Source organism: Melioribacteraceae bacterium (assembly GCA_035362835.1).
In the GTDB taxonomy this organism is placed as follows: Bacteria; Bacteroidota; Ignavibacteria; order Ignavibacteriales; family Melioribacteraceae; genus DSXH01.
In genome coordinates this window covers 718,517-731,181 of the sequence record DAOSDY010000002.1, presented here as the reverse complement: position 1 = coordinate 731,181, position 12,665 = coordinate 718,517, and the positions used below count along the sequence as shown (strand labels likewise).

Here is a 12,665-nt window from a genome sequence, read left to right as displayed (position 1 = left end):
CTGGGATCATATGAAAGTAACATCAGGTTTAATTGAAGCCCACGTTTTTAGAAAGCAAAACGATGGAATAGAATTTCTTTTACTGAAAAGATCTGAAAACGAAAACTACGGCGGAATCTGGCAAATGGTTACAGGTTCCATTGATGAAGGAGAAAAAGCTTACGATACCGCTCTACGCGAAATTAAAGAGGAGACAGGATTAACACCGGAAAAATTATGGGTTGTCCCGAATGTAAATTCATTCTACTCACCCGAGAAGGATGCTTTGTTTATGATACCGGTTTTTGCAGCTCTTGTTAATAACGACGCAGTTGTAATTTCATCGGAACACTCGGAATATCAATGGGTCGATAAAGAAAAAGCAAAATCTCTTCTTGCATGGAACGGCCAGAGAAAATCAGTCGATACGATTTATCAGTATTTCGAATCTGAAAATCCGGTCCTATACTTCAACGAAATAAATTTCCGGTAATCAAAAAAATCTTCCGGTTTTATATATATTAACGCATCAAAACAGAAGGAATATGAATTGGGACTTTTAGTCGTTGGATCAATTGGTCTGGATGATATTGAAACACCCTTCGATAAGATCGAAAACGCTCTCGGAGGTTCAACTACATATATTTCACTTGCCGCATCTTATTTTACCGGCCCGGTTAGTATTGTTGGTGTAGTGGGGACTGATTTTAACAGCGAACATATTCGTATGCTGGAAAATCATAATGTCGACCTTGAAGGACTGCAGATTGTTGAAGGAGCAAAAACATTCCGGTACGGGTGCCGGTACCACTACGATTTGAACGTAAGGGACTCGCTTTTTACACATTTAAATGTGTTCGAACAATTTAAACCGGTAATTCCGGAGAGACATAAAAAGAGCAGCTTTATTGTCCTTGGAAATATAGCCCCTTCTCTTCAGAACGATGTTCTTGATCAGTTAACCGCACCCAAATTTGTTGTTTGCGATACGATGAATTTCTGGATTAACGGTGCTTACGACGAACTGCTTACAGTCCTCAAGAGAGTAAATGTTCTAATAATAAACGATTCGGAAGCACGCTTACTTTCGAATGAGCCGAACCTTATAAAAGCTGCACATAAAATTTCAAAGATGGGTCCAAAGTATCTGATCATCAAGAAGGGTGAGCACGGTGCTCTTCTGTTCGGAGATAATACTATTTTCTCTGCACCGGCATATCCGATGGAGAATATCTTCGATCCAACAGGCGCAGGCGACGCCTTCGCCGGAGGATTTACGGGTTACCTACATAAGAACAGGGAATTTACTTTCGAGAACCTCAAACGCGCGGTTATATACGGATCGGTGATGGCTTCCTTCTGTGTCGAAAAATTCAGTACAAAAGGATTGGAGAATTTGAGTTTTCTGGAGATCCATAACAGGTTTATTGAATTTAGAGAACTATCCAGTTTCAGTTAAGATGACACTTATACGTTCGCTCGAATTTAAAGAGGAAAAGCTGCACATCATAAACCAGACCCTGCTTCCTCTCAATTTAGAGTACATAATAACCGATGATTATAACAGGATTGCATCAGCTATTGAAAGATTAGAAGTACGCGGTGCACCTGCAATCGGGATTGCAGCGGCTTATGCACTTGCCCTTTCAGTTAAAAAATCCGAAAAGGAACCTAAGTCAGATTTCTACGAAGCATATAACAGACTGATAATAACGCGTCCAACTGCTGTAAACTTATTTTATGCTTTGAATATGATGAAGGACCTGTTTGACAGGTCTTCTGGTCGTATGGATATTTATAATGTATTGATTTCCAAAGCAATTGAAATTCATGAAGATGATATTGAAATGTGCCGGAGTATAGGTGTGAATGGGCAGCAGATATTAAAAAAGAAATCAGCTGTGCTCACACATTGCAATACAGGTGCACTGGCAACAGGCGGTGACGGGACAGCATTAAGTGTAATTAAGAGAGGATATGAAAACGGTCTTGTCGAATTTGTATATGTTGATGAAACACGTCCATTGTTTCAGGGTTCAAGGCTAACCGCCTGGGAGTTAAACAGACTCGGTATTCCCTTCAAAATTATTGCAGATTCAACAGCCGCGGTATTGATGAAAGAAGGAAATATAGATCTAATAATAACCGGAGCCGACCGTATCGCATTGAACGGGGATGCAGCCAATAAGATCGGCACTTATCATTTATCTGTTCTAGCTCTTCATCACAAAATACCATTTTATATTGCAGCGCCTTCAACGACAATCGACTTTAATTCTAAAACAGGATCGGAATTTAAAATCGAATTAAGAAATAAAATGGAATTATTTGAAATGAACGGTTGTCATATTACATCATCGGAATATGATGCATTTTGTCCGGCATTCGATGTAACTCCTAATCAATACATTACTTCAATTATTACGGAAAAGTCTGTTCATTATCCTCCATACAGATTCGAAAATGTCTGAACTTATAAAAACCGAAGCAATTGTCTTACGTAAACTCGATTTCGGGGATTCGAGCCGGATAGTTCATTTCTTTACTTACGATTACGGAAAAATATCAGCCATTATTAAAGGAGCCAGATCCCCTAAATCCAGAACCGGTGCGGCATTGGATACATTCAATTATGTTCAAATTGTTATTTATAAAAAGGAGAACAGGGATATCCAGTTAGTCAGGGAAATTGATTTATTAAATCACTTCACCGTAGTTAAAGACGACCTCGAAAGGATGCAATACGCTCAAGCAATTGTTGAACTTCTATCCGGTTTAACAGCGGAAAATGAAGCCCATACAAGATTATTTACCGGAACTGTAAAAGCACTTGAACTTTTGAATATTCAAACTGCCGATCCCAAATATACATTTACAAAATATTTCATTTTTTTCATTAAAGAGATTGGTTACGCAATACATTATGAAAACTGTTCCGTCTGTGGAAGGATTTTAACCACCGAACAGGACCTGGCTTTTAATTACGATTCGGGATTTGTATGCCAGGAATGCTGTCAGGACCGTCTAGTTCATACTGAAATTAATAAGGAACTTTTCAAATTATATATTTGTCTAAACCAGAGAAAAAATGATGTTAAATACTTATCAAGAGATCTTGATCGGATTCTGCAGATGATGACAAAATTTCTAAAGTATAATCTCACTGAATTCAAAGGATTAAAATCATTAGAATTAATTTAAAATCAGGAGGTATTTAATAAATGCGCAGAAAAAATTTAATCGGTACTATCTCATTGGTGTTTATTGGGATTGTTTTCGGGGCAATTCTTGTCTCCGGATTTGGTCTGGTAAGACCTGGTTATGCTGATATTCAAATAGGTGCATCGAAACCGCCGTTTGAACAGATTGACCAGCAGGCTCAAGCTTTTAATAATGCTTTTGTCCAGGTCGCCGACAAAGTGACTCCTTCAATTGTCCAGATAAGTGTAGTATCAAAAGCAAAAAACAATTTGCCTGAGGGATTTCATTTCTTTTTCCCTTTCAGGGATGATGTACCCCGCGAACAGCAGGGCGGTGGAAGCGGCATTATCATAAGCGATGACGGATATATTCTAACTAATAATCATGTCGTTGAAAATGCGAGCCAGGTTCGTGTTTCAATGCATAACAAAAGAGAATATGACGCTGAAGTTGTTGGTACGGACCCTCTAACAGATCTGGCTGTAATAAAAATTGAAGCGAGCGGTCTTCCTGAAGCATATCTTGGGGACTCAGACCAGATTAAAGTTGGTCAGTGGGTTATGGCAATCGGAAACCCGCTTTCTCTAACATCGACTGTTACTGCCGGAATTATAAGTGCGACCGGAAGAAACATAAATATCATTCGCGACGAGAACGGTTACGGGATTGAAAATTTCATCCAGACTGATGCAGCTATCAATCCGGGCAATAGCGGTGGGGCACTAGTTGACCTCAATGGATCCGTCATTGGAGTTAATAGTGCAATAGCGACAGACGGGATGACTCAGCGTTACATCGGATACGGTTTTGCAATTCCCGTTAATCTGGCAAAATCTGTGGCCAATGACTTAATTGCCAACGGTAAAGTAAGCCGCGGCTACATTGGTGTAAGTATTGCCGAGATCGATGCATCAACGGCCAAAGCTCTCGGTATGAAAGAACCAAAAGGTGTTATTGTTCAGGATATTGTTAAAGGCGGTGCTGCTGAAAAAGAGGATATTAAACAGGGAGATATTATTCTGAAAGTCGATGACCGTGAGGTTAATCAGCCGAATGAACTTCAGTCTTATGTCGCTTCAAAACGTGCAGGTTCCCAGGTTAGACTTACACTCTTCCGTGACGGAAAAGAGGTTGAACGATATGTTACTCTTAAATCGCGTGATGAAGATGATGATAAAAAAGTTGTGACTGCCGCGAATAAGAATAAAAAGGAGAACAACAAGGATCTTAAAGAAGTGACTTTCGGCGATCTCGGAATGACTGTTAGAAATATGACTGAACCTGAGCTTAAAGAATTCAAAGTTGATAACGGCGTTATAGTTAGTGATGTTAAGAATTTCAGTAAAGCATACAACCAGAGAATATTGAAAGGAATGGTTATCACTTCCGCGGATAAGAAGGAGATTAATAATGTCTCCGATCTTCAATCGATTCTCGATAGCAAAAAAGGTCAGGCGGTTCTATTGAGAATTATTCTCGATAATCAGGGTACCTCCAGACTTGTCGGGGTTGAGATTCCCAAATAATAGTCATTTCATCAGATTATGTAAAAAGCGTCCATTATTAGGACGCTTTTTTTTTATATTTATGAACAAATTTTAGAAAGTGTTGAATGATCGACTTTAAAACTGCAGGCGAATCTCACGGAAAAGGACTTGTTACAATTGTCTCCGGTTTCCCTTCAAATCTAAATATCAAACTTGACGAAATTAATGCTCAATTGATAAGACGACAGGGAGGATACGGACGCGGATTAAGGATGAAGATAGAATCGGACAGGGCGGAAATAATCTCCGGTGTTCGATTCGGCAAATCTATCGGTTCTCCAATTTCTATGATAATATGGAATAAAGACTGGGAAAACTGGAGATCGATTATGAGCATTGATGGTAAAGGCAGTGAAGTTGAAAAAATATCCGTACCGCGCCCCGGACATGCAGACCTAGTAGGTGTTGCCAAATTCAACTTTGATGATATAAGAAATTCCATTGAAAGATCCAGCGCTCGGGAAACAGCGGCAAGAGTAGCTGCCTGTTCTATTGCAAGAATTTTCCTGGCTGAATTTGGAATATTGATCGGGAGTTTTGTTGAAAGTATTGGCGGAGTTTATCCGTTGAAAAATTATGATCCGTTCAGGAAAATAAAAATTGATATAAAAAATCTTAGCAATAAGGCTGATAATAGCCAGGTAAGAGTACTTGAAAAGGACCACGAAGAAAAGATTATTAGAAAAATAAAATCGGCAAAGAAAAAGGGTGATACTCTCGGCGGTACTTTTTTCGTAATTGCCACGGGTCTCCCGGTAGGCCTCGGTAGTTTTTCATCATATGATTCCCGCCTGGATGCTGATATTGCACAATCGATCATGTCGATTAATGCCGTAAAAGGAGTTGAGATTGGAGATGGCTTCCATTCAAGTGGTCTTTTGGGTTCTGAAGTGCATGACCAGATTTCTTTGAGGGGAAATCAGCTAACAAGAAAAACTAATCGGGCGGGCGGCATTGAAGGTGGAATATCAAACGGGTTGCCTCTTATTATCCGCGCTGCGATGAAACCTATTGCGACTCTTATGTCTCCGGTAAAAACGGTCAATCTGAAAACAATGAGGGAGATTGATGCCCGCAGAGAGCGGAGCGATTTTGTCGCTGTTCCTGCATGCGCTGTAATCGCTGAGTCTATGACTGCCTGGATCCTTGCTAAACATTTTATGAATAAATTCGGCGGAGACTCAATCGAAGAAACCAGGGACAATTATATTAATTACACTCAAAAATTATTTAACCGTATTAGGAAAAACTTCCGGTAAACCAATATGCTTCTCGTAAAACGATTTACTTTTAATCCTTTTCTTGAGAATACATATATAATTTATGACGATCAAAATCTGGACGGCGCGATAATAGATCCGGGATGCTATGACAGTAATGAACAGAAAATGATTGAGAAATTTATTGGTGACAATAAGATTCGGCTGAAATTCCTTATTAATACTCACTGCCATATCGATCATATATTTGGCAATGCGTTTATTAAGGAAAAATATAATCCTGTTTTTATGGTTCCACCTGATGATGTTTTTCTTCTTGATATGATGATTGAGCAAGGTAAACTTTACGGCACTGAATTAACTCCATCTCCGAAACCCGATAAACTGATATCTGAGGACAGTGAGCTAATAATTGGTTCGGCAATCGGTAAGTTTCTGTTTACTCCCGGCCATTCTCCCGGTGAATTCTGTCTCTACTTCGAATCCGAAAAAATCTGTTTTACCGGCGACGTATTATTCAAAGGAAGTATCGGGCGAACCGATTTATGGGGAGGAGACTATAAGACACTGATCGATTCGATCAGAAATAAATTATTTGTGCTGCCGGATGATATCAGGATTTATCCCGGACATGAAGCGGAAAGTACTATCGGCCGGGAAAGAAATCATAATCCTTTCTTCCAATAAAAATATCTATTTGATTTGAGTATTCTCTTTAGATATATTAAAAACATTCTAATTAAAAAATCAGGCGGATGAGCGGTAAATCAATTATGAGTGAATCATTCAGATCTAAATCAGGATTCCTGTTGGTTATATTTTTTATTTATGTAGTCCTGTTCGAATTTATACTTCCGGTTAACAGGGTTCTGCCGATGCCTCATATGCTTTTTGAATCGTTCCTGTATATTTGGGAAGGTTATAACATCTTACAGGCAATTGCTATTACTTCCTCTATAGTTTATTTCTCTCTTGTAGTTTCCTATTTTATTATCCGTTTATTTGCAGGAAGATTGATACAACTTTCTATTGAATATCCAGGCCCGGTTGAAAAACTGAAGATATTCAGGTATTTCCCTTCATTCTTCTTTGCCATACTATTTGCCTACTGGTTTGAAGATTCGATTGCAGCGGAATTTCTATTCGGTTTATTAAGTTCGCTGCTTATGATTGCCGGCTCGTTATTGAATTCATCGCGTAGTTTCAATAAGACCTACTTTGAAGCCGGATTGAATATGCATTTAAGCAGACCGGAAGTCTATTCGAAAATTGTTTATAAACAAATACAACCGGTTTTCTTCAGTGACCTTTTTAGGATTCATTATTACTTATGGATACTTGTAATGATATATGAATTTATTTGCGGAATAGAAGGATTCGGAGGAATTTATAGAACAGCACTTTTATATAATGATTATGCCGGTCTTTTTTCTATTGCTGTTGTCATTAGCATATTGATTCTGATCGGCAGTTCTGTAATAAAATACATTGACGAAAAAATATTTTTCTGGGAAGAATGATTGAGCTAAAAAATATCTCTAAAACTATTTCCGATTCTTTCGGAAACAGTAAGAAAATATTCCAAAATATTTCTTTAATAATAGAGCCCGCTAAAATTACTTCCGTTATTGCTCCTTTAGGTTCTGGAAAAACAACACTGCTGAAAATTATTTCAGGACTCGATAAAGAAACCACCGGCGAAATATCCGGAATGGATGACGGGAAAATCATGCTTATTCCCTCAACTCCTTCTTCATTCCCCTGGCTTTCTGTAAAAGAGAATATTTTATTTGCTTCAAAAGGGAATGTTGATATAAAGTATCTGATCGAATTCGTTGGACTTGAAGGATATTCAGATTATTATCCGGATAATCGCAGCATCGGATTCAGGTTCCGGATTTCCCTGGCACGTGCCCTTGCCCGCGACCCGGTATCTATCTGCATCGATGAACCGTTTACAAGAATGGACGACCTTACAAAGACAGAATTATACAGTCTGATAAGAAAAGTCCCTACCCGTTATAAAACATCTCTGCTTATCGCAACTACAAATATTACAGAAGCGCTTTATCTTTCAGATAATATATATCTTATGGGTAATGAACCTGCTGAGATATTCCATAAAATGAAAGTTGACCTGCCGGAAGAAAGAGATAATTCTATTTTAAACTCTTCCCGATTTATTTCACAAAGAAATGAGATTGAAAGATTATTCAAAGAAACCGATTCAAAAAAAATACTTCACATTTCAATCTGAAGGATCTATGAGTGAAAAAATAAAGAAACTGGAATCGCTGCGAGAGGAAGCAAAGAAGGGTGGCGGCGAGGAGAAGATTAAACAGCAGCACGATAAAGGGAAACTTACTGCACGCGAAAGAATTCTTCTTCTGGTAGATGAAGGAAGTTTTCAGGAAATAGATCAGTTTGTTAAACATAGATCGAACGATTTCGGAATTAATAAACAAAGAATAGCCGGTGATGGAGTTATAACCGGATTTGCCAGAATCTTCGGCCGCCAGGTTGCAGTCTTCAGTCAGGATTTTACAGTATTTGGCGGATCATTGTCTGAAACACACGCTGAAAAGATCTGCAAAATAATGGATATGGCAATGAAGATCGGAATTCCTGTAATCGGATTAAATGATTCAGGCGGTGCAAGGATTCAGGAGGGTGTTGTAAGTCTTGGCGGTTACGCGGATATTTTCCTGAGAAACACACTTGCTTCAGGTGTGATTCCTCAAATATCTGCTGTACTCGGACCATGTGCCGGAGGAGCTGTCTATTCGCCTGCAATTACAGATTTTATTTTCATGGTTAAAAACACCAGCCATATGTTTGTTACGGGTCCAAATGTAGTTAAAACTGTAACACACGAAGAAGTAAGTTTCGAGGATCTTGGCGGTGCCGATACGCATTCGGTTAAAAGCGGGGTGGCTCACTTCGCATTCGATAGCGAAGTTGAAGTACTCGAGAATATTCGTCGTTTACTCGGATATATACCCTTAAACTGGAAAGACCTGCCCCCGGAAAGGGAATTCGATTTTGCACAGGATCACATAATCGATTCTCTGGACAAAGCCATACCGGATAATCCGAATAAACCATACGATATGAAGGAGATCATAAATCAACTTCTCGATAACGGAGAATTTCTGGAGGTCCATTCAAACTACGCACAGAATATAATAGTTGGATTCGGAAGGATCGGTGGTTTATCAGTTGGTGTTGTTGCAAATCAGCCTTCTGTTCTTGCCGGCGTACTTGATATTAATGCATCAGTTAAAGGCGCGAGGTTTATTCGTTTCTGTGATGCGTTCAATATTCCTTTATTAGTTTTGGAAGATGTCCCGGGTTTTTTACCTGGTACTGAACAGGAATGGAATGGTATTATAAGGCACGGATCAAAATTACTTTTTGCATTCTGCGAGGCTACTGTTCCAAAAGTAACCGTCATAACACGAAAAGCATACGGAGGAGCCTACGATGTTATGAATTCCAAACATATAAGAGGCGATTTCAATTTCGCATGGCCAACTGCTGAGATTGCTGTAATGGGTCCGAAAGGTGCCGTTGAAATAATTTTCAAGAAGGAGATATCATCAGTGGAAGATCCTGCAAAGAAATTGGAGTCGATGCTTTCTGATTATATTGAAAAATTTGCAAATCCATACATCGCGGCCGAAAGAGGATATATTGATGAAGTGATTATTCCGCGGGAGACACGTCAGCGATTGATATCAGCCTTTCAGCTCCTTAAAACTAAAGTCGATTCAAATCCGAAAAAGAAACATTCCAATATTCCATTATGACCGGTTATTCTTGCTAACTTATTTAATTACAAAGGGTAAATGGAATTATATAATATTAAGCTTGACAAAAAATTGTTAAGGGCTTAAATTGCAACCATAATTCAAACACTTGGGGTCTGCGTGAAAAAACTTATCCTTCTGTTTATTTTATTAGTCGTCATTATCAGTTTTAACGCCTGCAGTACATTCAATTCATCTTCAAATTCAACATTAAAAGTCCGACAGGATACTGTAAAAGTCACAGTATCTTCAATTGTAAATGAGATGCTTGAAAACGCACGACGGGATTATGTCAACGCACTCTACAAACAGAAATTGGGTTTTAAAGCAGAAGCACTCAGTTATTATGAATCAGCTCTTACAACAATAAATAAATTAAGCTATTATCCAAATGTAGAAGAAAATGAAATTTTTATTGAACTGGAAAACTCTATTGTTGAAGATTACCAATCGTACGTAGATAGCATGGAGGAACTTCCTGAAAATGTAACTATCAATGCCCTTGAAGAATGGATGAATAAAAGGATTCCTGATTTTGCAATGGAGGATGAGGATTCTGTAATAGTAAATGAAGAGGATAACAAAAGTATTACTGTAATTGTTGGTGATTTCCCGCTCGAGGTAAATCGTCATGTTGAACAGTATATTGAATATTTTACAGGAAAGGGGAGTAAGCATATGGAACGCTGGCTCTCTCGCTCCGGGAAATATTTTCCAATGATGGCCCGTATCTTTGCCGAAGAAAAAGTCCCGCAACAATTGATTTTTCTAAGCATGGTTGAAAGCGGATTGAATCCTGTAGCCCGTTCCTGGGCTAAAGCCGTTGGAATCTGGCAGTTCATAAAAGGAACGGCCCGGTTGTATGACCTCGATGTTAATGTTCATATAGATGAAAGAAGAGACCCTGAGAAGGCGACTTTATCAGCGGCACGTCATTTAAGAGATCTTTATTATTCTTTAGGAGACTGGTATCTGGCCCTTGCAGCATATAATAGCGGGGAAGGAAGAGTCCGTAAAGCAATGAGAAGAGCCGGCTCAAGCGATTTCTGGTCTCTCCGTCCTTATTTACCGCGCGAGACCCGCAATTACGTGCCTCAATACATAGCAGTTACGCTTATCGCAAGCCAGCCGGAAAAATATGGTTTCTCCAATATACAGTTTGAAAAACCTCACGATTATACAGTTCACCGGATTACAGAAGCTATCGATTTGAACGTGCTTGCAAAATGTGCCGGAATAAGCACCGAACTACTTCGTGAAATGAATTCAGAACTTACACAGAATTCAACTCCGCCCGATTATGAAGGAGGTTATCCACTAAAAGTACCTACCAGGACATATGAACTTTTCGTGGAAAATTTGAATAATCTTCCTGATGACGCAAAACTTCAATATGTAATTCATTCAGTTTCTTCGGGTGAAACTATTTCTCAGATAGCTTCGAGATATAACGTAGGTATTACACAACTTGCAAATTATAATAAAATATCAACCAAGAAAAAATTAGCAATCGGGATGGAACTCAAAATCCCAACTTCCTACATTAATCTGGAAGATATCGCTATCAACACCGATATTCTTCCGGCTATTGAAGAGGAATTAAACGGTCTTGATAATAATCCATCCTATAAACTTCAAATTACAACCGATACTGATTCTGATAAGTTTCTCAAGCTCTATCAGGAAATTTCGTCCGACTCTGTAGAATATATAATCCCAGAAGGTAAGAGCCCTGTTAAATATCTTGTTAAGAGTAAAGATAATCTAGTGGATATTGCAGATCTATTTAATGTCAGAGTTTCCGATTTAAGAAACTGGAATAACCTTCCTTACACTTCACGATTAAAAGTAGGCCAGGAAATAACAGTTTACGTCCCGGATGAAAAGAATGAATACTACTCTAAAATTAATGAAATGAGTAATGCTGAAAAGAGTCAGATCCTTTTTGCTAATTCTGGAGATACATGGATAGAGCACAGGATTAGAAACGGCGAATCGCTTTCATCTATCGCAACAAAATACGGTGTCTCGGTTTCTCAGATTAAGGAATGGAATAATCTTACGAGCAATAGAATTTACATGGGGCGAAAGCTTGTAATTTATTCGGGTGATGCGCGCAATCTTCCCGCGACTTATTCAAGTTCAGGTAATATTGCTTCCAAAACGACTAAGTATACTGTCCGGAAAGGTGATTCGATAAGCGAAATCGCTCAAAAATTCAATGTTACTATCGCACAGCTGAAAAAATGGAATAATCTGAATTCAAATAAAATCGTTGCAGGTCAGTTGCTCTCAGTTCATGGAAAAGAACCGGTTCAGTCTCTCGGCGACAATACAAAACGTGCTTCCGGTAATTCAGTGAATTACACTATAAAACCTGGAGATTCTCTTAGTCTTATTGCAACGCTTTATAATGTAACTATAGATGAAATTAAAAGCTGGAATAATCTTTCAGGGAATAAATTAGTTGCCGGTAAATCTTTAGTCTTATATTCCGATTCCAAACCTGATAATACTCTTTCTGAAAATACTTCAAAACCTAAATCTGAAATTAAAAATACGGCAGCAGCTTCTGTTCATACAGTTCAAAAAGGTGAAACTCTCGGTCATATTTCGATGAAGTATAATGTTCCGGTTGATGACCTGAAGTCCTGGAATAAATTAAATAATTCAAATATTAAAATAGGACAGCAGCTTGTTGTACGTGGTTCTGCCCAATCGGCCTCTGTAAATTCTCAACAGAAAACTGATGGTAAAGTTCATCTGGTAAAAGAAGGGGAATCGCTCTGGACTATTGCACGCATTTATAAAGTTCTGGTCGCTGATATTATGAACTGGAATAATCTTAAATCCGATCGTGTTAAGATCGGTCAGAAACTCAGTATACTGAATTAACTGTTCTTGAATTT

The 12,665-nt window shown here is 38.6% G+C and carries 11 protein-coding genes; all 11 read left to right on the top strand.

What is annotated here, in order from left to right; all coding sequences use genetic code 11:
• Positions 1–10: 10 nt before the first annotated feature.
• The gene (locus PLZ15_10470; protein ID HOI30169.1) at positions 11–472 is read left to right on the top strand and encodes an NUDIX domain-containing protein; all 462 of its coding nucleotides are present in this window, start codon (positions 11–13) and stop codon (positions 470–472) included.
• A 57-nt stretch (positions 473–529) separates the two neighbouring features.
• The gene (locus PLZ15_10465; GenBank protein ID HOI30168.1) at positions 530–1,438 is read left to right on the top strand and encodes a PfkB family carbohydrate kinase; all 909 of its coding nucleotides are present in this window, start codon (positions 530–532) and stop codon (positions 1,436–1,438) included.
• A gap of 1 nt (position 1,439) precedes the next feature.
• Positions 1,440–2,450, top strand: a complete 1,011-nt coding sequence (gene mtnA / locus PLZ15_10460) for an S-methyl-5-thioribose-1-phosphate isomerase (protein ID HOI30167.1) — start codon at positions 1,440–1,442, stop codon at positions 2,448–2,450.
• Positions 2,443–3,180 (top strand): DNA repair protein RecO, encoded by a 738-nt coding sequence (recO, locus tag PLZ15_10455; GenBank protein HOI30166.1) that lies wholly within the window; start codon positions 2,443–2,445, stop codon positions 3,178–3,180. The genes mtnA and recO overlap by 8 nt, the downstream gene beginning before the upstream one ends.
• 20 nt (positions 3,181–3,200) lie before the next feature.
• Positions 3,201–4,706, top strand: coding sequence for a Do family serine endopeptidase (locus tag PLZ15_10450; protein HOI30165.1), 1,506 nt, complete (start codon positions 3,201–3,203; stop codon positions 4,704–4,706).
• Positions 4,707–4,792: 86 nt separating this feature from the next.
• Complete coding sequence (aroC, locus tag PLZ15_10445; GenBank protein HOI30164.1) at positions 4,793–5,986, top strand: chorismate synthase; 1,194 nt, start codon at positions 4,793–4,795, stop codon at positions 5,984–5,986.
• Positions 5,987–5,992: 6 nt separating this feature from the next.
• Positions 5,993–6,634: an MBL fold metallo-hydrolase gene (locus tag PLZ15_10440; protein ID HOI30163.1), complete on the top strand. Its 642-nt coding sequence runs from the start codon at positions 5,993–5,995 to the stop codon at positions 6,632–6,634.
• A 68-nt stretch (positions 6,635–6,702) separates the two neighbouring features.
• Positions 6,703–7,467, top strand: coding sequence for an ABC transporter permease subunit (locus tag PLZ15_10435; GenBank protein ID HOI30162.1), 765 nt, complete (start codon positions 6,703–6,705; stop codon positions 7,465–7,467).
• A complete protein-coding gene (locus PLZ15_10430) occupies positions 7,464–8,204 on the top strand; it encodes an ATP-binding cassette domain-containing protein (protein HOI30161.1) in 741 nt (246 codons plus the stop codon). The genes PLZ15_10435 and PLZ15_10430 overlap by 4 nt, the downstream gene beginning before the upstream one ends.
• A gap of 7 nt (positions 8,205–8,211) precedes the next feature.
• Positions 8,212–9,756 carry an acyl-CoA carboxylase subunit beta gene (locus tag PLZ15_10425; protein HOI30160.1) on the top strand — a complete coding sequence of 515 codons (1,545 nt, stop codon included), beginning with the start codon at positions 8,212–8,214 and terminating at the stop codon, positions 9,754–9,756.
• 120 nt (positions 9,757–9,876) lie between these two features.
• A complete protein-coding gene (locus PLZ15_10420) occupies positions 9,877–12,651 on the top strand; it encodes a LysM peptidoglycan-binding domain-containing protein (GenBank protein ID HOI30159.1) in 2,775 nt (924 codons plus the stop codon).
• The last annotated feature ends 14 nt before the right edge of the window (positions 12,652–12,665 follow it).